This is a genomic window from Salegentibacter profundi, assembly GCF_054121475.1.
The window spans coordinates 356,887-382,240 of the sequence record NZ_JBSYGG010000004.1 but is presented as its reverse complement, the minus strand read 5'-3'; the positions used below and the strand labels follow the sequence as shown (position 1 = coordinate 382,240).

Here is a 25,354-nt window from a genome sequence, read left to right as displayed (position 1 = left end):
ACAAATGGCGATCGAAAGTGTTTAAGCTTCCCGATCTTGGTGGAACAAATATGTGAACAAAAAATGTAAAAAAAAAACCATTTTAGGCTTGAATTTTAAGAAAATTTTATGCATACTTAAATCCGCTTATGAAAGTACAAAACCTTACCCGATTAACCTATTAATTCTTTATGAAAAGCCATACAAGTTTTGTTAAAGTGCGATATGCCGAGACCGATCAAATGGGGGTGGTGCATCACGGTAATTATGCGCAATACCTTGAAATTGCTCGCATTGAGTGGTTAGAGCAACTCGGAATATCCTATCGGTCCATGGAAGAAAACGGGATGATGTTACCGGTGTATTCCATGGAATTTCGCTTTGTAAAACCGGCTTACTTTGGCGATGAACTGGAAATTATAACCCGGCTTAAAAAGCTTCCAAATGTTAAAATTGAATTTGGGTATGAGCTGTACAACCAAAAGGGTGAATTACTTACCCAGGCTTCCACAATTTTGGTGTTTATGGATTCAAAAACCAGACGTCCGGTTAGGTGTCCTGAGTATATCCTTGATCAATTAAAAAATTAGTCTTCCAGCCGTTTTATCTCGACCTTATAAGTGGTGTTGAATTTATCAAAAATACTTTCAGCCTCTTTTTTTCTTACTGAAATAAGGATTCGGCAATCCAGTTCGAGTTTTTGATCGATGATATTGAGGTCATTTTCCTTAATGATGCGCATCACCGTGTTCATTTCCGGGTAATCGAATTTTATTTCAAAAACCTTGTCAATAGTCCTGGTGATTATCCTGGAGGATTCCAGGGCCATCTGAGCAGCGGTTTTGTAGGCGTTAATTAGCCCGCCTACCCCGAGCTTTACTCCACCAAAATAACGGACCACAACAATTAAGATATCAGTCACCTCAAAAGATTGGATCTGACCGTAAATGGGCATACCCGCTGAGTTTGATGGTTCCCCGTCATCATTGGCCCGATAGTGAATTTCCTCCTTGCCAAGCTGCCAGGCATAACACCAGTGGCGTGCCTTATGATGCTTGCTCTTTAATTCCTCCAGGTGTGCATTGATCTCTTCTTCTGTCCTTACCGGAAAAGCATATCCGAAAAACTTTGAATTCCTGTCCTTAAAAAGGACTTCAGGTGAGGCCTTGGTAATGGTTTTGTAGGTATCCTTCATTTATTGGGAATTTGCCACTAATAATATACTAATTATCGCTAAAACCAGACCGATCCAGTTTTTTCTTAGTAGAACCTCCTTAAAGAAAATTATACCCACAAGGGTGGAGGCCAGCACAATACCCACGTGGTTCAGGGTGAATAGTACGGAATTCTCAAACCCCGGACTACGCAGTGCCATTACCAGAAAATAGATGGAAAAATAATTTGGTATCCCCAAAGCGATTCCCCCTACCAGGCTTTTCCAGCTCAGGTTCAGTTTCCCTGAGATTGCCTGGACCATGATTATGAGGGTGCCGATTATGCCTGCTACTGCAAAAATACTGGTAGAAAACAAACCTACATCTGTTTGGGATACATAGAAATTTTCCAGATAATTAAGGCTGGTATCTATGATCCCACTACCTAAAAATACAAGGAAAGGAAAGATCAGGTTTTTCTTTTTGATCTTAAGCCCTTCTTTTTTCTTTATCGAACTCAGGTAAACAGCTGCCAGGGCCAAAACGATCCCTAAGAGTTTTAGAAAACCGGTGCTTTCATTATAAATGAAGATTCCGAAGAATACCGGAAGTGCTACAGACATTTTCGAAGCGATAGATACCACGGCCATCCCACTGCGTTGGGTGGTCATTGCGGCAAGATAAAATACACTTATGAAAAGCCCGCCCAGAAGGAGTGATCCCGGGAACCAGGTCTCGGTAGGGATCCTTACCAGGTCATTAGTGCTTTCAATATAACCGATCCAACCCACCGCACAGGCGATAAAATAATTGACGATAATGGCCTGGAGGGTATTCACCCCGTAGTGCTGATACAGTTTAAAGACCACAAAAATAATGGTCGAAGAAAGAATGCTCAGCAGCAGGTAGATCAAAACAGTTCCTTTTTTGCAGTGAAAAGGTCTATGACATCTTCCCGGGTCGGTTCAATATTCCAGGTGTGAATACCCAGGGCTGAAGCGGCCTCAGTGTTTTCGGTAGTATCATCGATAAAAAGGCATTCCTTCGGTTGGAGACCGTGTTTTTTGAGGACGAACTCATAGATCGCTGCATCCGGTTTCCTTAAGTTGATCTCATGAGAGAGGTAGAAGGCATCGAAACAGGCTTTAAAATCCTCGAAGAATGGGACATTTTCCTTGACCCAGTCTATATGGATCTCATTGGTATTGCTTAACAAAATGAGCTTAAAATCCTTCTCCTTAGCGACCTTTTTCAGAAACTGATAGCGGTATTCGGGAAAATCGATTAAGATCGCATTCCAGGAATTCACAAAAATCTCTTTTTCCAGTTGCTCGAATTCCGTGTTGTAGGCGTTTATAAATTCCGCTGAGCTTATCAAACCTTTTTCGTATTCCCTGTTGAGATCCAGGATCTCTTCGGTTAAATCTTCAATGCGGTGTTTACGCATCTCGCGCATTGTTGCGGGTTTGTCAAGGTTGATAAAAACGTCTCCAAAATCGAAGATGATGGCTTTAATCATTAGTGTAAATTTTCAGGTTATCGCTTTCGATGTCTTTTTCTGAAATTATCTTTCCCGAAAAGACAGGGGCTTTAATGCCTTTTTTAAGTTGGGTTTTGCCGGTAAAGACCCTGGCCTCATCCCATAATCCTGCATCGATAAAAGTCTGTAGCGTCTTAGCGCCTCCTTCGATGATCACCGATTGGATCTGATGTCGGTACAGGACTTCACAGATCTCCCTAGGGATATCACCCTGGAAATCAATGGATTCAAAAATAAGGTTATCTTCAGCGGGAATTTTATGATTGTTTTCGGTGATGATAATGGTCTTTATGCTGCCATCAAACAAAGCAGAGTCCCTCGGAATCCTGAGCTGGCGATCCAGAGCTATCCTGACCGGATCCGGTCCATCCCACAGTCGGGTACTAAGTTTTGGGTTATCGGCCACCGCAGTTTGAGTGCCAACCATTATACTTTGTTCCTGGCTGCGCCACTTATGCACAAGTTGATTGGAGTGGGGATTGGTGATCCAAACCGGTTCCCGTTTCTCCTGCTTTTCAGGGGCTATAAAAGCATCCTGACTCTGGGCCCATTTCAAAATTATATAGGGTCGCCTTTGTTGGTGATAGGTAAAAAAACGTCTGTTGAGCCACTGGCACTGATCTTCCAGGACGCCCACCTTAACCTTACAGCCTGCTTCTAACAGTTTTTTAATTCCTCGCCCGGAAACTTCTGAAAAAGGATCAACGCTGCCAATGACTACTTTTCTTATGCCTTTGGCAATGATAAGGTCACTGCAGGGCGGAGTCTTTCCATAATGGCTACAGGGCTCCAGACTTACATAAATAGTGCTATCCTTTAATAAGGCCTGATCCTGGACTGCATTAATGGCCAGGACCTCTGCGTGGGGTTCCCCTGCATAGCGATGCCAGCCCTCACCTATGATCTTGTCCTGGTATACGATCACGCTTCCAACCATAGGATTGGGATAGGTAGTGCCCCGTCCGTTTTGAGCCAGTTGGATGCATCTTTTTATGTATTTTTCGTGTATATTCACCCCGCAAAAATAGGATTTATAACAAGAATGAGTAGTTTTAAAATAAGGGAAATTAAACCCGAGGATAATAAGCAGGTCGCCGAAGTGGTGCGTAAAGTACTTGTGGAGATGGGAGTGCCTAAAGTCGGTACTGCCTATGAAGACAAAGCTCTTGATGATATGTATGGCACCTATCAACACCCGAGGATGAATTATTTTGTCCTGGAAAGTGATGGGGAAATCATTGGTGGAGCGGGAATTGCTCCCCTGGCAGGACTTGAAGAGAAGGTCTGTGAATTACAAAAGATGTATTTCCTGCCCCAGGCCAGAGGCAAAGGGCTTGGCGCACAAATGATGGATACCTGTCTTAAATTTGCCGGTTCCCAGGCTTTTGAAAAGTGTTATATTGAGACCCTTCCCTATATGGAGAATGCTCGTAAACTCTATCAAAAAAGCGGTTTTAAATCCCTGGAAGCCCCTATGGGGAATACGGGCCATTATAATTGTACCATGTGGATGATCAGAGCGATTTAATGATGCCTATGGGCAAAGACATGAAAATACAAGGAATTTGACCATTTCGGAATTAAAACAATCATTTCTGGCAGCACTCACCAAAGTATATCCCTGTGAGGAGGCCAATTCATTTTTTGGATTGCTCACCCAGGCATACCTGGACATGAGCAGGTTGCAGATCGCCCTTCAACGGGATAAGGAGATCAGCGAGTCTGATCTTGCCAAGTTTAAAAGTGCCAGGCAACGCCTTTTAAATCACGAACCCATTCAGCATATCCTTGGACAAACCGAATTCTTTGGTTTGCCATTTCAGGTAAATAAAGATGTGCTGGTGCCACGACCCGAAACCGAGGAGCTTGTGCAATGGATTCTGGATGATCTCGAATTAGGTGGCAAACCAACAAAGGTTCTGGATATAGGAACAGGGAGTGGTTGTATAGCGATAAGCCTGGCAAAAAATCTCCCAGGTGCAGAAATTTTCGCCATGGATATTTCTTCCAAAGCCCTGGATACGGCCAGGATGAATGCCCAAACTCACAAAGTAGTTATCGATTTCAGGCAAAGCGATGTACTGAAACTGCAAACCCTGGAGCAGGATTTTGATCTTATCGTCTCCAATCCGCCTTATGTCAGGGAACTGGAAAAGGAGCATATGCAATTAAATGTACTGGATTATGAGCCTCCGGCTGCCTTGTATGTAAGGGATGATGATCCTCTTATTTTTTACCGAAAGATCGCTTTGCTGGCCTATAGAAATCTTAGACCTGGCGGTAAACTTTATTTTGAGATCAACCAGTACCTGGGGGCAGAAACTGAACGATTGCTTGAGGATCTTGGTTTTAACACTGAGCTTCGAAAGGATATTTACGGAAATTACAGAATGTTGAAAGGCGTAAAAGAACGCTAAAAAAATAATAGTTATTTGGAACCCATAGAAAAAGAAAATTCCCTGAACAGTATCGCTGTCTTTTGTGCCAGCAGTGAAGGAAATGATAGGGTCATTTCAGAGGAATCCTATCGCTTAGGCAAAATGATAGCCCAAAGAAATTTAAACCTGGTCTTTGGCGGCAGTAAGCTTGGCCTTATGGGAAGAGTGGCCGAAGGAAGTCTTGATCATAACGGGAAGGTAATCGGGGTCATTCCCCATTTTCTTAAAACAAAGGAAGTCGTGCATCCGGGAGTAAGCAGGCTTATTACCACACGGGATATGCACGAGCGGAAGTTAAAAATGCAAGAGCTCAGCGATGCTTTTATTGCCTTGCCCGGTGGCTTTGGGACTTTTGAGGAATTATTCGAGATCATTACCTGGGGTCAACTCGGTCTTCACACCAACCCGATAGGCCTGTTAAATATCAATGGCTTTTATGATCATTTGATAGCAATGCTGAGAACCATGGTGGATAAAGAGCTTTTAAAGAAAGAGCACTTCGATATGTTACTTATCGCTGAGGATATCGAGGAACTTTTGGAGAAAATGTATAATTTTAAGCCTTTACCGGTACCCAAATGGATAAATAAGACGCAGACCTGAAAAAAATCAAAAGATGAAAATCCGTAAACTCCAATTGTATACTTTAAATTTTAATGAGCAGTTGCGTTTTTATCGTGAAACCCTCGGCCTTGAGGTGAAGCAAAATTCCCGTGAAAATTTTGAAGTTCAAATCGGGTATAGCCTGCTTGAATTCAGGTATAAAAAGGATGCTAAGCCTTATCACATCGCCTTTCATATTCCAGATAATCAGCATCAGCAGGCCCTCCAATGGGTAAAAGAGCGTGTGCCGGCCATAGCTCATAATAATAAGGAGATTATAGACTTTAGCGCCTGGAATGCTAAATCCCTGTATTTCTATGATGCCGATAATAATATCCTTGAATTTATTTCCCGTGGAGACTTCAACAAGCCTCAATCTGCCTTGTTTTCAGAAGAAAGTATTCTAGGCCTTGCTGAGGTAGGAATAGGAACTACTCAGGTAAGGGAAAAATTCAATTTTCTCAACGCCCATTTTGGGCTGGAAAAGTATGATGGGGATTTCGAGCGATTCTGTGCTATTGGAGATGATAAGGGCTTGCTAATTACCATAGACCGAAACAAAAAGGACTGGTTTCCTAACGATGATAAAGCCTATCCCGCAGAATTCCTTGTGGAATTCACTGTCGGAGAAAAAAAATATAAGTTAACTTTTGAAGAGGATCGTTTAAAGGCGGTATCCCCATAAAAACATTTAAGATTTTATATGACCACTGAAGAGAAGATCAGGCAGTTACGCGAAGAATTAAATCATCATAATCACCTCTATTACGTGCTGGATAAGCCGGAAATAAGCGATTATGATTTCGATATGAAGCTCAAGCAGCTGCAGGAACTCGAAGAACAATACCCTGAGTTTGACGACCCGAGTTCACCCACCCGGCGTGTTGGCGGGGCGGTAACCAAGATTTTTGAGACGGTGGTTCACCAGTACCGGATGTACTCCCTTTCCAACTCTTATTCGCAGGAGGAACTGGAAGACTGGGAAAAAAGGGTAAAAAAGCTTATCGATGGGAAAGTGGAATATGTTTGCGAGTTGAAGTATGACGGAGCTTCCATAAGCCTTACTTACGAGAATGGGAAATTTAAACAAGCCTTGACCCGGGGGGATGGATTTCAGGGTGATGATGTAAGTAATAATGTCCGGACAATCCGGTCGATTCCCCTTAAACTAAAAGGGGATTATCCTGAGCGTTTCGATATTCGGGGGGAGATCGTGCTGCCTTATGAAGGTTTTGCCAGGATGAATGCTGAGCGGGTAGAGGCCGGGGAGGAACCCTATGCAAACCCCAGGAATACAGCCTCCGGGAGTCTTAAGCTCCAGGATAGCTCTGAAGTAGCTAAAAGACCTCTGGACTGCCTGCTTTATTCCATGGTCACTGAGAAAAACCCGGCAAAAACACATTTTGAATCTTTGGAGAAAGCCAGGAGCTGGGGCTTTAAAGTTCCAGGGGAAGCTGAATTGAAGAACAATATCGGGGAGGTTCTGGATTATATTAATTACTGGGATATTCATCGTCACGACCTGCCCTATGAGACAGATGGAGTGGTCATAAAAGTGAACGATCTGCACCAGCAGGAAGAACTCGGTTATACCGCTAAATCACCGCGCTGGGCTATAGCCTATAAGTTTAAGGCAGAACAGGAAACCACCAAACTTAAAAAGATAACCTACCAGGTAGGACGAACCGGGGCGATCACACCAGTGGCAAATCTTGAGCCGGTTAAGCTTGCGGGAACTGTGGTTAAGCGAGCCTCTTTGCATAATGCTGATCAGATCGCTAAACTGGATATCAGGGAAGGCGATACGGTTTTTGTGGAAAAAGGAGGGGAGATCATTCCTAAGATTGTAGGCGTGGATTTTACCAAACGGGATCCCAAGACCCCTGAAACGACCTATGCAGAACATTGTCCTGAGTGTGGGACCAAACTAATAAGAAAAGAAGGAGAGGCGCAGCACTATTGTCCTAATTATAATGGCTGTCCACCCCAGATAATAGGGCGTATTCAACATTATATTTCCAGGAAAGCCATGGATATTGAAGGCCTTGGAGGAGAAACCGTGGCCTTACTTGTAAATGCAAATCTTATAGAGAATTATGCCGACCTTTATACCCTAAAAAAAGACGATATTCTGCCCTTGGAACGCATGGCCGATAAATCGGCTGAAAACCTGATCAAGGGTATTGAAAGATCAAAGGAGATTCCTTTTGAAAGAACCTTATTCGCACTGGGTATACGTTATGTTGGAGAAACGGTAGCCAAAAAGCTCGCGAAGCATTATAAAAGTATCGATGCCCTGATGGAGGCTTCGGAAGAGGACCTGGTCGGGATCGACGAAATTGGAGAAAGCATCGCCCGGAGTGTCAGGGAGTTCTTTTCTTCCCAGGAGAACAGGCAGATAATTTCCAGGTTAAAAGACTATGGAGTGCAACTTGAAATCGATCCTGAATTACTGGCCAATCATACCGATAAGCTTTCAGGAAATACTTTCGTAATCTCCGGAGTTTTCGAGAAGGTGTCCCGAAATGAACTAAAGAAAATGATAGAAGACAATGGGGGAAAGGTTGCAGGTTCTATCTCAGGAAAGACCAATTACCTGGTGGCCGGAGAAAATATGGGGCCCAGTAAACTCGCCAAAGCCGAAAAACTAGGTACAACTATAATTTCGGAGGAGGAATTCCTCAAGATGTTATCTTAAACGAACTCAGGGAACTGAAATTTCCAGATTCCTTTTAGTCACATCGGGTTTTTGGCTGCTTAGAGAAATAGCCGAAAATTAAACCTCGATTTTGAGCCCATCAGCTTCAATATTGTTTTTGTGATCCAGGTAAAAATCAATCCTTCCCAGGTAGAGGCCATAGCAGCCCACCTGGTTCACCAGTACTTTTTTGCCGGCCGCGTTAGTCTCTAGTGTCGGTCTATCCAAAAAAGTATGGGTGTGCCCGCCTATGATCAGGTCAATATTTTCAGTGGAGCGCGCCAGTTTAAGATCTGAAACTTTATCGTGCTGATACTCATACCCCAAATGGGATAGGCAAATCACCAGGTCGCAATGCTGTTCTTCTTTAAGTGTTCGGCTCATGTCCTGGGCGATCGCTATTGGATCCAGATACCTGGTTTCCTTGTAGAGCTTTTTAGGTACCAACCCTTCCAGTGCTACTCCCAATCCAAAAACGCCTATTTTAACCCCGTCCCTGTTAAAGGTTTTAAACAAATGGGTATGTCCATCCATAACGGTATTGCTAAAATCATAGTTGGAAGAAATAAAATTGAATGTTGCATGGGGAAGCTGGGCATACAGGCCTTCTATGCCATTATCGAAATCGTGGTTTCCAATGGTAGCGGCATCATATTTCATTTTGCTCATCAGCTTAAATTCCAGTTCCCCTCCGTAAAAATTAAAGTATGGAGTTCCCTGGAAAATATCACCGGCATCCAGCAACAGGGTATTGGGATTCTCTTGCCTGATGCTCTCAATTAAGGTGGCTCTTCGGGCTACCCCACCCATATTAGGATTGCGTTCATCATCAGGTCCAAAGGGTTCAATGTGACTATGGACATCATTGGTATGTAAGATGGTAATATGCTTTTTAGACCCTGGCGTCATTGCCATGGATGAGAGTCCCCCTAGACCGACAAAAGCCGTTGCAGCCGTTGTTTGTTGAATAAAATTTCGTCTTTTCATTTCCTAATTTTTTCTGATGAACCTTTGGTCTTGTTGCGCTCTTATAGTATCTGTCTTCTTGAAGTAATCAATCAGTGCATTGCGTATTTTATAGTCCACCTGATATAGTGCCACAGGATCTTTAAAGAAATTCATGCGATCACCTCCTTGTTGCAAATAATCTGAAGTAGCCACAAAATAAGTGCGACCTGGGTCTATTTCCTCCCCTTGAATTTTTGCCGAAGTGATCTTATAACTACTGTCCATCTCAATCTCAATGCCACTGACCGGATGTGCGGTTTTGGCTCGTTCGAGGTAATCAAGCATTTCCCTGATCTTATCTGCGGAAAGTTCTGCAATGACGATCTCATTTTCAAATGGCATCAAGGCGTAAGCACTTCGGGCATTGACATTTCCCTTATTTAAGCCTGAGCGGATACCTCCTTTATTAAGCAGGACCATATCGATCTGGTTTCCGGTACGGCTTCTGAAAATCGGTCCGGCCTGTTCCTTCACAATATCGGCCATCATATTTCCGAGAGCGGTATTAAGGGTTCCCTGGTTTTTATTCATGCTCCTTGGGTTATAGGCCAGGCTACTATCCAGGGTTTTATTGAGGTGTTGCCTGTAGGGCTCAATGAATTCCGCAATGGCTTTATCGCCTTGCAGCTTACTGTCTATAGCTATTCTTTTTCCTTCTATCGATGTGGGGCGAAGATCCCTTGTCTTACATGAACTTAAAGCAAGCAGACCCAAAGCGAGAATACCAATATTTTTTAGAGCGATCATTTACTGAAATATTTTCCGCAAAGATAAAGAGTTATTTAAAGTTATTTCTTCAGCAAGGATAGATCAGGGCAGTTGGTCAGTGGTTTTTAAGGTGTTTTTCGTAAAGTACTATCTGATCATGCAATAAATAGGAAACTTTATTATATTTATCGCAATGAATTCACAATGAAATTTCAAGCCCTTCTTATTTGTTGCTTATTTTTTCTGGCCCTCTTAAATATTTATGGAGTGGTTTCCGGTTCTGCTTATGCCGTTATAGGATCTGGATTGTTCTTCTTTCTGCCACTTTTTGTTTTTTATTTTAAAAAGCTCAAGCTTTCTAATATAAACCTGGTGGCTTTTTGTGGTTTTTCCCTGGTGGCTATTATCGCTGGGAGTCTGGAGGAAAGCTGGTATTACAAAACCGCTGGGCTGATCTGTTTTATGTCGGCTTATATTTTTCTGGGCAGAGAGGCCCTGCATTATATCAAAAGAGAACAAGCCAGTAAATACATGCTTGGCTATTTTTTACTGGTGGTACTGCTGAATGCCTATTTACTCCTGGAGCATTTGTTACAACTTGAACTTCATATAAGCAGCCAGGTGGAGTATGTGATGTATGTACTGTACTATTTAAACCTCCTGGTCTTTGGCGCTATAGCCCTTGTCTTTTATCTGAACTCTTACTCCCGGAAGTCCATTTATTTTATCACCCTGGTCCTGGCCTTTATTTTTGCTGATGTTTTTAGGGATATGGGCGAATTTTACCTAAGAGATACCGTTGTGGTCGTGCTAGGAAACCTGTTGAGGTTTGTAGCTATTGTCTTTTCCTTCCTATTCTTTGTGACCCCGGAGAAAAAACTCAGGCTCCTGCATATGATTTGATTGCTTTTCTGTATTTATTTTTACAAAAAAAATAAAGCTGTTAAAAATGGAAGATTCCTTATTTCGAAAGGCCTTAAAAGCATTTCGCTGTTTGTATAATTAGTTACATTTGTCCGCCCGAAAAGAATTGTATTGCTGAAATCTTTAAATATCTACCTGGCCAGGAAACGGCTTAAAGCTGGAGAGCCCCAAAAGAGTGGCTCGAGGGCCGAAAAGTACAAAGGATTGGTTTTGCTTTATGATCACTCTGGAGAGGGAATATTAAAATACACAGGAAGGCTTAAAGAAGAACTCGGTATCCCGGAAGAAAACTTTTACCAGGTTTTCTGTAATAATGGTGTCAGTACCAGGGAAGAGGCCGTTGGTTTTCAGTGGAAGGATATTACCCTGGGTGGTAGGATTAAAAACCCGGACCTTAAGGAGATCATCACCTCTGGTCCGAATCTTGTTTTAAGCTATACTGAAAAACACAATCCAAAAGCCCTGTTTTTAAGGGAGGTCATATCAGCTCCCATTTCGGCAGGAAGGTTTGAAGAAAAGGCAGTTAATCTCAGTATATACGATGGGAATAATCCCGCGGTCTTTACGGAAGAATTGATCAAATATTTAAAAATTTTAAAGGAGGATAAATAGAAATGAAGGAATTTGTTGGTACCGGGGTGGCTCTTATTACCCCGTTCAGGGAAGATTATTCGGTTGATGTGGAAGCCCTGGAAAGCCTGGTGGAAAACCAGATTGAAAACAATGTTGATTACCTGGTAGTACTTGGGACTACCGCAGAAAGTGCTTGCCTTAGCAAACAGGAAAAAGAACTGATAAAAACTACGATTGTAGCAAAGAATGCGGGACGTCTTCCCCTGGTCCTGGGAGCCGGTGGGAATAATACCATGGAGCTTGCAAGAGACCTCAAAACAGCTAATGTGGATGGCTTTTCAGCGATTTTATCGGTGTCTCCATATTATAATAAACCGACACAGGAAGGGATTTACCAGCATTTTAAAGTAATTGCCCAGGCCTCGCCCTTGCCAGTTATTCTATACAATGTACCCGGCAGAACCGCATCCAATATCCTGCCTCAAACGGTAAATCGTATAGCCCGTGATTTTCCCAATGTAATAGGGGTTAAAGAAGCAGCAGGAGATATCGTTCAGGCCATGGAACTCATTTCGGTGGTTCCTGAAAATTTTCTGGTGATCTCAGGTGACGATATGCTCACCTTACCCATGGTGCTTGCCGGAGGAAAAGGGGTGATTTCTGTGATTGGCCAGGGACTCCCGAAGGAATTTTCAGAAATGGTTTCTTTAGGAATCCAGGGAAAGGCAAAGGAGGCTTATCAATTGCATTATAAAATTGCGCCTTCCATTAATATGATTTTCGCCGAAGGTAATCCGGCAGGGATCAAAGCACTTCTTCATAAAAAAGGTTACTGTCAAAATATGTTGCGGCTTCCATTAGTTGGTGCTTCTAATGGATTAACTCAGCGGATAAATGAATTTGTAGATAACTTTTAATGATAATAAAATCCCCCGCCCCGACAGCGGGGGTTGCTGTTTTTAGGCTTGACTTTGATCAATATTGATTTTTGGTTTTGGCCTTAATACAATAAAACTACTGTTTTTGGGTTATGGCAGGGCGATTGAAAGTTTTTTTATACTCAGGAAAAAATGTACTTTTGCCAGATGTTTTTACAAAGAATGAAAAAAGCCTTTTTATTAGTTAGTATATTATTGCTAAGTGTCTCCTGTAGCGAGTATCAGAAACTCCTTAAGAGCGAAGATACCGGTAAGAAATATTCTACTGCCGAACAGCTTTATAACGAAGCAAAAGAAGAAGAGAGTAAACCAAAATTCAGGAAGGCGCTGCGTCTGTTTGAACAAATAGTACCTCAATACAGAGGTAAGCCGCAGGGTGAGAAATTGAGTTTCCTTTTTGCAGATACCTACTATCAGTTGGGTGACTATTACCTGTCTTCATACCAGTTTGAGCGTTTCCAGCAATCTTATCCTGATTCTGAAAAACTCGAAGAGGCCGCTTTCAAAAAAGCAGCAAGTTATTATGAGCTTTCTCCGCGTTATGATCTGGATCAAACCGATACCCGTAAAGCCATTACCGAGTTACAGGCTTATCTCAATACCTACCCAGAAGGGGAGTATGCGGTTCGTGCCAATGAGTTGGCCACAGAATTAAGGGTGAAGCTGGAGAAAAAGGCCTTTGAAATAGCAAAACAATACCATACCACCGGCCTTGCCCGTGCTGGTAATTACCGCGCTGCAATTACCTCTTTTGATAATTTTGTCAAGGAATATCCTGGGTCTCCATTTAGAGAAGAAGCCTTTTATTACAGGTTTGATGCAGCTTACCAATTGGCCATAAATAGTTTTGCCAGCCTTATGGAAGAGCGCTTAAAGGAAGCAAAAACATATTATGAAAGTTACGTGAAGCGTTACCCGGAGGGAGAGTACCTTTCCACGATGAACGCTTCCTTGGAAGATATTGAAACAAGGTTACAAAATTTATAATAAGCAAGAAAGAATGATGAATATTAAAAAATCTGAGGCCCCGGTGAACACTACCACCATCGATAAGAACATGGTAGATGCACCAACCAATAACATTTACGAAGCTATTTCTGTAGTAGCGAAACGTGCTAATCAGATCAATGCTGAGATCAAAAAGGAATTGCTTGAGAAGCTGGACGAATTTGCCACTTACAACGATAGCCTTGATGAGATCTTTGAAAATAAAGAGCAGATCGAGGTTTCCAAGTTTTATGAGAAACTTCCCAAGCCTCATGCTTTGGCGATCCAGGAGTGGTTAGAAGATAAAATCTACTACCGCAATACCAAGGAATCTGAAGAAGCATAATCTGGTATTATGTCGGTGCTAAAAGGGAAAAACGTACTCTTGGGCGTTACCGGTGGTATCGCGGCCTATAAAACTGCCTTTTTAGTAAGACTCTTAATTAAAGCGGGGGCCCACGTAAAAGTGGTGATGACCCCGGCTGCAAAAGAATTTGTTACTCCGTTAACGCTTTCAACCTTATCAAAAAATGAGGTGTTTTCATCCTTTACCAATGAGGAGGATGAAAATGCCGTTTGGAATAATCACGTAGAACTCGGCCTCTGGGCCGATTTTATGCTTATAGCTCCTGCCTCGGCTAATACCCTGGCTAAGATGGCCTCGGGTGCGGCCGATAATTTATTGCTTGCCGTTTACCTCTCCGCTAAATGCCCGGTATTTTTCGCTCCTGCTATGGATCTTGATATGTACCGGCACCCTTCGACAACTAATAGTTTTGATCAGCTAAAGACCTACGGGAATATTATGATCCCGGCCGGCAGTGGTGAATTGGCTAGCGGACTGCATGGGGAAGGAAGGATGGCAGAACCTCAGGTTATAATGCAGTTTCTTGAGCGGCATTTTTCCGCTTTGCTACCATTGAAGGATAAGACCGTATTAATTACGGCAGGGCCTACTTATGAGGCTATAGATCCCGTCCGATTTATAGGTAATCATTCCAGTGGAAAAATGGGTTTTGCCCTGGCCGATACCGCTTTATCCTTAGGAGCTAATGTAATCCTGGTTTCCGGTCCTACCCATTTAGAGGCCAGCGCCCCCAATTTAATCCTAAAAAGGGTGGTGAGCAATGAAGAAATGTATGCTGAGGTAAATAAATATTATACCGGGGCAGATGTGGTGATTGCTGCTGCCGCTGTTTCCGATTACAGGCCAAAACAGGTAGCTGCCCAAAAGATCAAGAAAAACGATGAACATCTCACCTTAGAGTTGGAGAAAACCCGGGATATTCTTGCAACACTTGGAGCCAATAAAAAAGACCAGGTCCTTATCGGATTTGCCCTTGAGACCAATGATGGTCTTGAAAATGCCCGTGGGAAGCTGAAACGGAAAAATCTCGATTTTATCATTCTGAATTCCCTTGAGGATAAAGGAGCCGGCTTCCAAAAAGACACCAATAAGATCACTATTGTATATTCCGATCAGGTAAAGGAATTCGATCTGAAACCAAAATCAGAAGTAGCCAGGGATATATTAAATGAAATCGTAACTTTGATACATGCGTAAACTACTCCTGCTTATTTTGATGTTTGCTGGCCTCAATCAGATGAGGGCTCAGGAACTGAATTGCCAAGTAGTTTTAAATACCGAACAAACCGGACAAAGCAACCTATCTGTTTTTCGTACCCTGGAACGCGCCCTGACCGAATTCGTCAATCAAAGCAGATGGACCGATAAGGAATTTTTGCCTCATGAACGGATAAACTGTAGTATGTTCATAACCCTCAGTAGTTTTGAGGGGGAATCCTTTTCAGGAACCATCCAGGTGCAATCTTCACGACCCGTATATGGGACCTCCATGGTGAGCCCGGTTTTTAATTTTAACGACGACCAGTTCAGTTTTAGGTACCGCGAATACCAACCCCTGGATTACAGCCAGAATTCCTTTAGCTCGAATCTCGTATCGGTGGTCAGTTTCTATGTCTATACAATTTTGGGCCTTGATGCCGATACCTTTTCTCCGGAAGGAGGAACCCAATATTACCAGGAGGCCAACAGAATCGTTACCACCGCCCAACAAAGTGGGAACCAGGGATGGGGTGGGGCCGACGGCAATAATTCCCGTTACCGTCTCAATACTGATCTGCTTTCCAATACTTTTGCGGAATACCGCAGTGCCTTATACCAGTATCATCGCCTTGGACTCGATGAGATGCATCGGGATGTTGAAAAAGGCAAAATGGCCATTGCGGATGCTATAGAAGATCTCGAGAATATGAATCGCCGTCGTGCAAATTCACTTTTATTACGCACATTTTTTGACTCAAAAGCCGACGAAATTTCCCAGATTTTCAGTGGAGGACCGGGTATAAACCGGCCAGGCTTAACCCAGACTTTAACCAATATTGCACCGCGTCATTCCCGGAAATGGCAAAACCTGCAATAATTATTTCTTCGGTTGATTGGGAAAGATTTCTCCCTTATATTTAGCACAAATTTCAACGACTTGCTTACTGGACTATCCATACAGAATTATGCCCTGATAGAAGATATTAATATTAAACTTCAGGAAGGCTTTACCATTATTACCGGAGAAACCGGTGCCGGAAAATCGATTATGCTTGGTGCCCTGGGTCTGCTTTTGGGAGACCGGGCCGATTACAGTGCGATACGCGACACTGCCAAAAAGTGTGTTATCGAAGGAAGTTTTAATATCGGAAATTACGATTTGAAAGCCTTCTTTTTAAAGGAAGACCTGGATTTTGAAACCCAAACCATTATTCGCCGCGAAATTTTACCTTCCGGGAAATCCAGGGCTTTTGTAAACGATACCCCGGTTAGGCTTTCATCGCTTAATAAGCTGGGAGGATTTCTTATCGATGTGCACAGTCAGCATGAAACTCTTAGCCTTGCCAATAATGAGTACCAGTTTCGAGTCATAGATACCATTGCCGGAAATGAGGCCTTATTGCTGGAATATCGCAATGGCTTCAGGGAATTCAAAAAACTCAAAAGCCGGCTTGAAGCACTTAAAGAGGAACAGGCCCAGGCAGCCCGGGAATATGATTATAATTTGTTCTTGCTTAATGAACTTGAAGAGGCCAGGCTCAAACCCGGAATGCTTGAAGAGCTGGAAAGTCGCTATGAGGAACTCAACAATGTCGAGGAACTAACTGAAAAACTCGCCTCCGCGGTGGATCTTATAGGGAGGGAAGAAATTGGAAGTTTGGAAACACTTAAAGAGGTACGCGCTGGCCTGTCAAAAATAGCTGGATTTTCCCCTACCTATGAAAGCTTAAATGACCGGGTGGAAAGTATCATAATAGAACTCGATGATATCTCCCAGGAGCTTTCGGATGCCCTGGATAGGGTAGAAGCTAACCCGGAAGAACTACAGGCAACTAATGAGAAACTTCAACTCATTTACAACCTTCAGAAGAAACATGCCGCAGAGAATATTGAAGAAATTCTGGAAATAAAAGATCAGCTTCAGGAAAAAGTATCGGTGAGTGAGAATGCTGAAGCTTCACTGCTGGAAGCAGAAAATGCTATTGCCGAGGCGAAAAAAAGGCTCCTTGAGGTTTCAGCGAAGATCCATCAGAAGCGTAAAAAGATCATCCCGGCATTTATCGAACAGACCCAGGAGATCCTTAGCGGCCTGGGAATGCCCAATGCCCGTCTTAAGATCGAGTTAAAAGCACAAAAGGAGTTGCTTCCCAATGGGCAGGACCAGTTGTTCTGGTATTTGGCAGCAAATAAAGGCGGAGATTTCAAGGAGATGAAAAAGGCAGCCTCGGGTGGGGAATTGTCGCGCATAATGCTTGCGGTAAAGAGTATTCTGGCGGCACAAAGTAGTTTGCCCACGATTATATTTGATGAGATAGATACCGGTGTTTCCGGGGATATCGCACAAAAGATGGGTGAGATCCTCAAGCGCATGGGAGAATCCATGCAGGTGATCGCTATCACTCACCTTCCACAGATCGCTGGGAAGGGTGGCAGCCATTTCAAGATCTTCAAAGAGGATAATGCCCAGGTGACCACCACCAAGATTGCTGAACTGGAGCAAGATCAGCGTATAGAAGAACTGGCGATGATGCTTGGCGGGAATAACATTAGCGAATCGGCAATGGCGCATGCCAGGGCCTTGTTGAATTAGGAACTAAGCTGTTGAGCCTCTGAAGGGAATTTTACTATCTTTACCGGCTCAACAATCTATAAAAACCAATACCATGTCATACAACCTGCTAAAAGGTAAAAGAGGAATTATATTCGGGGCTTTGGATGAAAATTCTATTGCCTGGAAAACTGCTGAACGGGTAAATGAAGAAGGCGGAAAATTTGTATTAACCAATGCCCCAATAGCGATGCGAATGGGGAACATTCAGCAACTTGCCGAGAAAACCGGTTCGGAAATTATTCCTGCCGATGCCACAAAAGTAGAAGATCTTGAGAACCTGGTTGAAAAGGCTATGGAGATCCTTGGCGGAAAGATCGATTTCGTTCTGCACTCCATCGGAATGTCGGTAAATGTGAGAAAAGGAAATCACTATACCGATATGAATTACGATTTCACCACGAAGGGCTGGGATGTTTCCGCAGTCTCTTTTCATAAAACAATGCAGGTTTTATATAAAAAAGAAGCGATGAATGAGTGGGGAAGTATTGTAGCCTTAAGTTATATGGCTGCTCAGCGTGTATTCCCCGATTATAATGATATGGCCGATAACAAAGCTTACCTGGAATCTATAGCCCGTAGTTTCGGGTATTTCTTCGGTAAAGATAAAAAGGTTAGGGTAAATACTATTTCCCAGTCCCCAACGCCAACGACTGCCGGGACAGGAGTGAAAGGCTTTGATGGCTTTATCGCTTATGCCGATAAGATGTCGCCGCTAGGCAATGCCACCGCACTTGAATGCGCGGATTACACCCTCACGCTTTTCTCTGACCTTACCAAAAAGGTGACGCTTCAAAATCTCTATCACGATGGTGGTTTTTCCAATATGGGAGTAAGCCAGGAGGTCATGGAGACTTTTATGAAAGACCAGGAATAGACTTCCTACCTAATAAAGGGCTGTGAGGAAAAATTGCAATATTGATTTTTCCCTCCGGCCCTTTTCTTTTAGTACCTTTATAAGATGAATTTGGACTATTCGTTTATCATTCCGGTCTACAATCGTCCTGAGGAGATCAGGGAGCTCTTGCAAAGCATGCTGGACCTTGATTTTGAAAGGTCTTTTGAAATTGTGATCGTGGAGGACGGTTCTTCCAGGCCTTCCAGGAAAGTAATAGATCAATTTCAGCAACAACTTAATATAAGCTATTATTACAAGCAAAATACCGGGCCTGGTGACTCACGGAATTATGGGATGCGTAAGGCCAAAGGGAATTATTTTATAATTTTGGATTCCGATGTTTTACTCCCTCCGGATTATTTGCAATGTATAGACCGCTTTTTGAGCAACAATTACTGTGATTGCTTTGGTGGACCTGATGCGGCACACCCTTCCTTTAGCGCTACTCAAAAAGCCATTGATTATGCGATGACCTCCTTGTTGTCTACCGGAGGCATACGCGGGAAGGAATCCTCAGTAAATAAATTTGAACCCCGTAGTTTTAATATGGGTATTTCTCGGGAAGCATTTAAAACCTCTGGCGGTTTCGGCCTTATCCATCCAGGAGAAGATCCGGATCTTTCCCTTAGACTTCAAAAGGAGAATTATAAAACCTGTCTGGTTCCTGATGCCAAAGTTTATCATAAACGCCGTATTGACTGGAATAAATTCTACCATCAGGTGGAGAAATTCGGGATGGTACGTCCTATCCTTAATTCCTGGCATCCAGGATCGGGTAAGATCACCTATTGGTTTCCCAGTGTGTTTACGGCTGGATTTATTTTTTCCATCCTGCTTCTTAGTACAGGCATTTGGTGGTTATTGTTTGTTTACTTATTTTACTTTATAGCGGTATTTCTGGATGCTGCTATTAAAAATAATAGCCTTAGCATTGGTTTGTTTTCTGTCTATGCCGTTTTAGTACAGTTCGTCGGTTATGGATATGGGTTTTTTAAATCAATATGGCAACTAAAAGTTCTGAAAAAGAAACCTGAAATAGCATTCCCTCACTTATTTTTCAAACATGCGTAGAACCCACATGAAAACTCCAGACTTTTTAAAAAAATCCAATTTAAAAACCTTTGGATTCTTCCTGGTTTTTGCGGCACTTGTATGGGTGCTTGTTCAGCTTTCAAAGGATTATACCCAAGTGGTTTCCATACCACTGGAATATGTAAACGCCCCGATGGATAAAAGCATCTCGGAGGAAAAACCCGCCTCTGTGGATATCCGAATGCAGGATAAAGGATTTAGTATTCTGTATTTTCGGTTATTTACTCCTGAACTCCAGATCGACCTGGAGAAAACACGGGAGGGAGAGCGACAACTGATCTATTCCATCGAGGATAACCGCGAGGATATTGTCGGGCAACTCAATATTGATTTTGAAGCAACCCGGTTCCTGGTAGAGGAAATCCTTATAGATTTTCAACCAAAAAAGCTTAAACGCCTGGAGGTGATTGCCCAATTGAAATTATCCTATTCCGTGGGGTACTCTGCCAATGATGAGATACAATTAGATCCTGATTCTATTGACGTGAGTGGTCCTGAATCAATTATTGATACCCTTGATCAGATCCGGACATTCCCGATAGAGAGAAGGGAAATAAGCGATGATATCAGTGGGAAAATCGCTATAGATACCACCGGTCTTGGGATGCTAAGTTTTTATCAAACGGAAGTTTCCTATGCCATGGAAGTAGAAAAATTTACAGAGGGCCAGGTAAGTGTCCCGGTAGAGGTTCTGAACCTGCCTGATGATGTTAATCTGAATATATTTCCACAACAGGTAAAAGTATTTTATCAGGTCAATCTTAAGCAGTACGACCTGGTGCGGCCTGAAGATTTTTCAGTGGTATGTGATTTTAAGGACATTACCGAGGGACAGGATTACCTGCTTGCACAGCTAGTGAGAAAACCAGAATTTGTTACCAATATCCGGCTAAGTGAACGGAAGATCCAATTTATCATAAAGCGATGATGATTGTAGGATTAACCGGCGGGATCGGCAGTGGTAAGACCACGGTGGCCAACTTCTTCCGGGAGCTAGGTATTCCGGTCTATATCGCCGATGAGGCTGGAAAACGATTGCTGCAAACTTCCGAAGAAATTAAAAAGAAAGTGATGGCTCTTTTTGGGGATCAGGCTTATTCTGGTGACCAGCCCAATAGAAAATATATTGCCTCCCAGGTTTTTAATGATTCGGAAAAACTTGAAGCCCTCAACAGTATCATACACCCGGCAGTGGCAGAGGACTTTAAAGCCTGGCGCTCTCACCAGCGGGCTCCGTATATTATTTATGAGGCAGCGATCCTTTTTGAATCGGGTGGGAATAAGCGATGTGACCGTACTATTTTGGTTACTGCACCTCGCGATGAAAGGATTAAAAGATTACAGGAAAGGGATAATTCAAAAATTGAAGAAATCAAGGCTCGAATGGCTAACCAGTGGACCGATAAAAAGAAGTTAAAACTTGCCGATTACCATATTAAAAATACCGATCTAGAGCTTACAAAATCACAGGTTACGGATTTACACGAGATTCTCTTAAATTCCCGTAAAAATTGAAAAAAGTTTTGTTAACATTTGGTTAAACCACTTAGGCTCTAAATGTTAAAATCTTACTTTTGAGGGCATGAATAAAAAGCTTTTCTTCATTCTAATTGTCCTTATGAGCCTTTCACTTATCGGGATAATTTTCGTCCAGGGATATTGGATTAAGGGAGCGGTTGATGACAGGGAGGAACAGTTTTCATATAATGCAAAACAGGTATTGATAAAGGTTTCTAACGAAATACAAAACAGGGAGTTAGAAGAGTATTATATAAAATTTATTGATGCTGATACCACCAACGCTACGTTGGAAGAAGCTACACTCACTGAATATTCTTATTCCAGTGAAAATAAGTTGCGCAATCAATCGCTATTCCATACCGAATCCATACTAGAGGAGGATTATAAGGTTTCTTCAGGATTCCTAAATGCTTCCCGGGATAGTATTCCTTTTACCAAGCTCATAAACAAACGGGTGACCAATATTGTATCCCGTCAAAATCTGGATGCCAATAATAGCCTGAGTACAAGGCAACAAATTTCCCGGATGATGCGGATGGACCAGGTGGAAAAAGATATCCTGCGAAGTAATATAGCGGAGTACACCAGCAAACTTCCGCTTCATGAACGAGTAAGTGATGCGGTGATCAAAAGGCTTATTACCAAGGAACTTAAAAACCGGGATCTTGATACCGAATTTGAGTACGGGGTTTACAGTAATTCTATCGCCACAAACCTGCATTCTGAAGGCTTTAGTTTAAATCATCCTGCCACCTATGGCGTGCCGCTATTTTTAGATAATACGGGCAATAGCAATTATCAGTTACTTGTGAATCTGCCGGGCAAGAAAAAAGTAGTACTTTCTTCTGTTGTCCTAATGGCAGCCCTCTCTATAATCTTTACGCTAATTATCGTAATCGCATATTCCAGTGCTTTATCTCAATTGATAAAACAACGTCAGATCTCCCAGATCAAAACCGATTTCATCAATAATATGACCCACGAATTCAAAACACCAATAGCCACTATAAACCTCGCCTTAGATGCAATAAAGAATCCTAAGATCAAGAACGATGAGGAAAAAACCACGCGTTACCTGCAAATGATCAGGGATGAAAACAAGCGAATGCATGGGCAGGTAGAGAATGTATTGCGAATCTCGAAACTGGAAAAGAACGAACTTGATCTTAAAAAGGAAAGAATTCAGTTACATGATATCGTTGAGGAGGCCATCACTCATGTTCAACTTCTGGTAGAGGACCGGGGTGGTTATATTAAAACTCACTTTGCCGCGCTTCGTTCTTCTATTCTGGCAAATCCTGATCACTTCACCAATGTTGTTGTGAATATCCTGGATAATGCCTTGAAATATTCTCCCGAAGTGCCAAAGATAGATGTATACACAGAAAATGTAAAGAACTATATCATTCTTAAGATCCGTGATCAGGGATCAGGGATGAGTAAGATCGTACAGAAAAAAATATTTGAAAAGTTTTATCGCGAACATACCGGTGATATTCACAATGTTAAAGGTCACGGCCTGGGTCTGGCTTATTCCAAACGCATCGTTGAAGACCATCATGGTGAAATTACCGTTGAAAGCGAGAAAGGAAAAGGTAGTACCTTTATAATTAAATTACCACTAATATCTTAATATATGGAAACTGAAAACAAAAAAATCCTGTTAGTTGAAGACGACCCGAATTTCGGAACTGTTCTTAAAGATTACCTGGCAATGAATGACTATGAGGTCACTCATGCCAAAAACGGAATGGAAGGCTTTGAGAAATTTAAGAAAGATGATTTCGACCTTTGCATTCTTGATGTCATGATGCCTTACAAAGATGGATTCACCCTGGCCAAGGAAATACGCGAGAAGAATGAAGAGATCCCTATTATTTTCCTTACCGCAAAAGCGATGAAGGAAGATGTGTTGAAAGGATATAAAGTAGGGGCTGACGATTACCTGAATAAGCCTTTCGATTCTGAGGTGCTTCTTATGAAGATTAAGGCGATCATGCAGCGAAAAGCAACCGATAGCGTTGCGGACTCTAAGCAGTTTGAATTTAAGATTGGTGATTTCCACCTGAATTCAAAACTGAGGTTCCTAACCTTTAAGGATGAAGAACCCCAAAAACTTTCTCCAAAAGAGAATGAATTATTGCGTTTGTTAGCACTTCATGAGAACGATCTAATGCCAAGAGAGCTGGCTCTTACCAAGATATGGAGAGACGATAATTACTTTACCTCCCGTAGTATGGATGTATATATCGCCAAACTGCGTAAATACCTGAAAAAAGACGAAAACGTGGAGATCTTAAATATTCACGGAGAAGGTTTCAGATTGGTGGTAAAGAACAATGAAAATGCAGAAGCTTAATTGCTGAATATTTTCAGTTTCTAAAACGGGCCTGAAAAATAAATGCTTTAACCAGGTATTTAGCCTGTGATAAAATCTTTGGGCTTATTTTTCAGGTCTTGTTTTAAGCTGAAACCATTGAACTTTTCTCTTCTTAACAGTTTGGGGGGTTCCAACGGTAATAGTGTTATTTTTTATTAAGATTTAGCTGCGTGCTAAGCACTTCAGCAAACAATATTTATCTTTACTGCGCTTGCAGCTTAAAGATCACTATGAAAATCCCGTTCGAGACAGCCTTGTATGGAAATCTCCGGCACCTGCCGGCCAAGTCTCGAATACCATATCTTATAGTATTATTTCTCCTGAATTTAAACCTGGGATGGGGACAGAATTTGCAGATTACTTCACCAGAACCTGATCCTACTACTAATTCTCCAATCCCTATAAATATCAAGTTTGATAATGGAGTAGATGTCTTGAATGACACTGATTTTACTGTAAGTAACGGTAACCTGCAGAATCTACAAAGAACAATACCCGGGTTTCAAAATATAGATTCTTTTGATTTAACAGCCTTTCCGGTAACAGCTAGTCCTCTTGAGCTATACTTCAATAGGAATAATATAGATGAGTTCATAGGAGAAAAAATAAAAAATGCTGTTATTGCTATAGATTATGATTCCAATGATCAGCTCTTTTATTTAACCTATGGAAATGGAGTTTTTCGCTATAATCCTAATGGAAATGATCAGCAAATAATTGATCCTTCTTATTTTGAATCACCCTTAGATATGGTGATTGATAATCTTGATAGAATTCTAGTAGCTGATCCTGAAAATTTAAAAGTTTTAGTTTTTGAAGGAAGTACTTTTAAATATGAAATTGGAGGTGCATTAGGCAGTGGAGATGGTGAGTTTTACGGTCCAACAGGTTTAGCAATAAATGAGAATAATAATCTTTATGTGGCTGATGCTTTTACAGGCACTTCATCCTCTGGCCTCGATCAAGTTAAAGTTTATAATTTAGGGCAAAATAGTGCAAATCTTCTTAGACGATTTGGAGATGATGTTTTGGACGACCCCTACCGAATTACTGTTGATAGAGGAAACAATGTATATGTTAGTGATTCTGGAGGGGAATCTGATTCTGGTCGTCTTGTGGTTTTTAATTCTGATGATTCATTTTTGAAATTCATTGCAGAATCTTCTAATGATTCTCCAGGAAGTATAACTGTAGATAATTATGGGTATTTATATATGATTAATTACCAGGGTGAATTGAACTTTTCAGATATTTATCAAAGCCCTGAGAATCTTATCCTGGCATATCAAGTTATTTCAACTAACCATTATCCTGTTGAAGTCTATAGTCCCTTTCCTGAATTACAGTTTGTAAATGACATTAATCAGAATCTGGATTTACCAATTGACCTGGGATTAGATAGCTGTGATTATTTAGCAGTTAATGACCTTGATTTGGGAGGTTCAGCTTCAATTACTGGAATTAATGCGAGTTTCGACTTCGATATAGAGAAATTCAAACGCCAGGATAATTTTACCGCAGAGATAGCACCTGCGAATCCGGGTCTTGTAGAAGTACAACTTTCAGGCTTAGATCTGTATAAGTGTGGGCCGCAACCTAATGGATATTTTAGTATAGAATTTGAAGAGCCCATTACAAATACCTCCCCCGTAGCCAATGATGATAACTATTCTGTCGATCAGGATGATGTATTAAATGTGACTGCTCCTGGGGTCTTGGACAATGATACCGATGCTGA

The 25,354-nt window shown here is 42.0% G+C and carries 27 protein-coding genes; 21 read left to right on the top strand and 6 right to left on the bottom strand.

All coding sequences use genetic code 11. The features are described from left to right. Positions 1-170: 170 nt before the first annotated feature. Positions 171-569 (top strand): acyl-CoA thioesterase, encoded by a 399-nt coding sequence (locus ACW6NC_RS08520; protein WP_457865207.1) that lies wholly within the window; start codon positions 171-173, stop codon positions 567-569. Here ACW6NC_RS08520 and ACW6NC_RS08515 read toward each other — a convergent pair. From ACW6NC_RS08515 to ribD, 4 genes are read right to left on the bottom strand one after another with little or no spacing between them, the layout of a single operon-like run. Continuing rightward, positions 566-1,174, bottom strand: a complete 609-nt coding sequence (locus tag ACW6NC_RS08515) for an IMPACT family protein (protein WP_457865205.1) — start codon at positions 1,172-1,174, stop codon at positions 566-568. The genes ACW6NC_RS08520 and ACW6NC_RS08515 overlap by 4 nt on opposite strands. After that, on the bottom strand, positions 1,175-2,047 hold the full coding sequence (locus tag ACW6NC_RS08510) for an EamA family transporter (protein ID WP_457865203.1): 873 nt from the start codon (positions 2,045-2,047) through the stop codon (positions 1,175-1,177). Beyond that, positions 2,044-2,652, bottom strand: coding sequence for an HAD family hydrolase (locus tag ACW6NC_RS08505; protein ID WP_457865201.1), 609 nt, complete (start codon positions 2,650-2,652; stop codon positions 2,044-2,046). Before ACW6NC_RS08505 ends, ACW6NC_RS08510 begins: the two co-directional genes overlap by 4 nt. Continuing rightward, positions 2,645-3,688, bottom strand: a complete 1,044-nt coding sequence (ribD, locus tag ACW6NC_RS08500) for a bifunctional diaminohydroxyphosphoribosylaminopyrimidine deaminase/5-amino-6-(5-phosphoribosylamino)uracil reductase RibD (protein WP_457865200.1) — start codon at positions 3,686-3,688, stop codon at positions 2,645-2,647. Before ribD ends, ACW6NC_RS08505 begins: the two co-directional genes overlap by 8 nt. A 27-nt stretch (positions 3,689-3,715) precedes the next feature. On the opposite strand from ribD, the gene ACW6NC_RS08495 reads away from it, so the two are divergent. Genes ACW6NC_RS08495 through ligA form a run of 5 tightly spaced genes read left to right on the top strand, consistent with a single transcriptional unit; the run spans position 3,716 to position 8,412 of the window. Next, on the top strand, positions 3,716-4,201 hold the full coding sequence (locus ACW6NC_RS08495) for a GNAT family N-acetyltransferase (RefSeq protein WP_457865198.1): 486 nt from the start codon (positions 3,716-3,718) through the stop codon (positions 4,199-4,201). Positions 4,202-4,238: 37 nt separating this feature from the next. Continuing rightward, entirely contained in the window at positions 4,239-5,090 is an 852-nt protein-coding gene (gene prmC, locus ACW6NC_RS08490; RefSeq protein ID WP_457865197.1) for a peptide chain release factor N(5)-glutamine methyltransferase, read from the top strand. 15 nt (positions 5,091-5,105) lie between these two features. Continuing rightward, on the top strand, positions 5,106-5,714 hold the full coding sequence (locus tag ACW6NC_RS08485) for an LOG family protein (RefSeq protein WP_457865195.1): 609 nt from the start codon (positions 5,106-5,108) through the stop codon (positions 5,712-5,714). Between the two features lie 13 nt (positions 5,715-5,727). Beyond that, positions 5,728-6,399 (top strand): VOC family protein, encoded by a 672-nt coding sequence (locus ACW6NC_RS08480; RefSeq protein ID WP_457865193.1) that lies wholly within the window; start codon positions 5,728-5,730, stop codon positions 6,397-6,399. Positions 6,400-6,417: 18 nt separating this feature from the next. Then, positions 6,418-8,412, top strand: a complete 1,995-nt coding sequence (ligA, locus tag ACW6NC_RS08475; RefSeq protein ID WP_457865191.1) for an NAD-dependent DNA ligase LigA — start codon at positions 6,418-6,420, stop codon at positions 8,410-8,412. A 78-nt stretch (positions 8,413-8,490) separates the two neighbouring features. Here the strand turns inward: ligA and ACW6NC_RS08470 are convergent, their stop codons facing one another. Next, positions 8,491-9,399, bottom strand: a complete 909-nt coding sequence (locus ACW6NC_RS08470; RefSeq protein ID WP_457865189.1) for a bifunctional metallophosphatase/5'-nucleotidase — start codon at positions 9,397-9,399, stop codon at positions 8,491-8,493. 3 nt (positions 9,400-9,402) lie between these two features. Further along, positions 9,403-10,167, bottom strand: coding sequence for a 5'-nucleotidase C-terminal domain-containing protein (locus ACW6NC_RS08465; protein ID WP_457865187.1), 765 nt, complete (start codon positions 10,165-10,167; stop codon positions 9,403-9,405). 165 nt (positions 10,168-10,332) lie between these two features. On the opposite strand from ACW6NC_RS08465, the gene ACW6NC_RS08460 reads away from it, so the two are divergent. The 15 genes from ACW6NC_RS08460 to ACW6NC_RS08390 all read left to right on the top strand — a co-directional run. After that, positions 10,333-11,031, top strand: coding sequence for a hypothetical protein (locus tag ACW6NC_RS08460; protein WP_457865185.1), 699 nt, complete (start codon positions 10,333-10,335; stop codon positions 11,029-11,031). Positions 11,032-11,163: 132 nt separating this feature from the next. After that, positions 11,164-11,664, top strand: coding sequence for a DUF6913 domain-containing protein (locus ACW6NC_RS08455; protein ID WP_457865183.1), 501 nt, complete (start codon positions 11,164-11,166; stop codon positions 11,662-11,664). Positions 11,665-11,666: 2 nt separating this feature from the next. Further along, positions 11,667-12,542 (top strand): 4-hydroxy-tetrahydrodipicolinate synthase, encoded by an 876-nt coding sequence (gene dapA, locus ACW6NC_RS08450; RefSeq protein WP_457865182.1) that lies wholly within the window; start codon positions 11,667-11,669, stop codon positions 12,540-12,542. 183 nt (positions 12,543-12,725) lie between these two features. Next, on the top strand, positions 12,726-13,550 hold the full coding sequence (locus tag ACW6NC_RS08445; RefSeq protein ID WP_457865180.1) for an outer membrane protein assembly factor BamD: 825 nt from the start codon (positions 12,726-12,728) through the stop codon (positions 13,548-13,550). Positions 13,551-13,566: 16 nt separating this feature from the next. Then, positions 13,567-13,896: a DNA-directed RNA polymerase subunit omega gene (locus ACW6NC_RS08440; protein ID WP_457865237.1), complete on the top strand. Its 330-nt coding sequence runs from the start codon at positions 13,567-13,569 to the stop codon at positions 13,894-13,896. Positions 13,897-13,905: 9 nt separating this feature from the next. Further along, positions 13,906-15,114: a bifunctional phosphopantothenoylcysteine decarboxylase/phosphopantothenate--cysteine ligase CoaBC gene (gene coaBC / locus ACW6NC_RS08435; protein WP_457865178.1), complete on the top strand. Its 1,209-nt coding sequence runs from the start codon at positions 13,906-13,908 to the stop codon at positions 15,112-15,114. Continuing rightward, positions 15,107-15,994 carry a type IX secretion system protein PorD gene (porD, locus tag ACW6NC_RS08430; RefSeq protein WP_457865176.1) on the top strand — a complete coding sequence of 296 codons (888 nt, stop codon included), beginning with the start codon at positions 15,107-15,109 and terminating at the stop codon, positions 15,992-15,994. Before coaBC ends, porD begins: the two co-directional genes overlap by 8 nt. 60 nt (positions 15,995-16,054) lie before the next feature. Next, the gene (gene recN / locus ACW6NC_RS08425) at positions 16,055-17,707 is read left to right on the top strand and encodes a DNA repair protein RecN (protein ID WP_457865174.1); all 1,653 of its coding nucleotides are present in this window, start codon (positions 16,055-16,057) and stop codon (positions 17,705-17,707) included. A gap of 73 nt (positions 17,708-17,780) precedes the next feature. Next, complete coding sequence (locus ACW6NC_RS08420) at positions 17,781-18,602, top strand: enoyl-ACP reductase FabI (RefSeq protein ID WP_457865172.1); 822 nt, start codon at positions 17,781-17,783, stop codon at positions 18,600-18,602. Between the two features lie 84 nt (positions 18,603-18,686). Beyond that, on the top strand, positions 18,687-19,694 hold the full coding sequence (locus ACW6NC_RS08415; protein WP_457865170.1) for a glycosyltransferase: 1,008 nt from the start codon (positions 18,687-18,689) through the stop codon (positions 19,692-19,694). Positions 19,695-19,701: 7 nt separating this feature from the next. Next, positions 19,702-20,643 carry a YbbR-like domain-containing protein gene (locus ACW6NC_RS08410; protein WP_457865168.1) on the top strand — a complete coding sequence of 314 codons (942 nt, stop codon included), beginning with the start codon at positions 19,702-19,704 and terminating at the stop codon, positions 20,641-20,643. Beyond that, complete coding sequence (gene coaE / locus ACW6NC_RS08405) at positions 20,640-21,230, top strand: dephospho-CoA kinase (protein WP_457865166.1); 591 nt, start codon at positions 20,640-20,642, stop codon at positions 21,228-21,230. Before ACW6NC_RS08410 ends, coaE begins: the two co-directional genes overlap by 4 nt. Before the next feature lie 67 nt (positions 21,231-21,297). Then, the gene (locus ACW6NC_RS08400) at positions 21,298-22,869 is read left to right on the top strand and encodes a sensor histidine kinase (protein ID WP_457865164.1); all 1,572 of its coding nucleotides are present in this window, start codon (positions 21,298-21,300) and stop codon (positions 22,867-22,869) included. A 3-nt stretch (positions 22,870-22,872) separates the two neighbouring features. Next, positions 22,873-23,595, top strand: a complete 723-nt coding sequence (locus tag ACW6NC_RS08395; protein ID WP_457865162.1) for a response regulator transcription factor — start codon at positions 22,873-22,875, stop codon at positions 23,593-23,595. Positions 23,596-23,846: 251 nt separating this feature from the next. Next, positions 23,847-25,354 (top strand): hypothetical protein (locus tag ACW6NC_RS08390; RefSeq protein ID WP_457865161.1); only part of this gene is annotated, 1,508 nt, incomplete at its 3' end.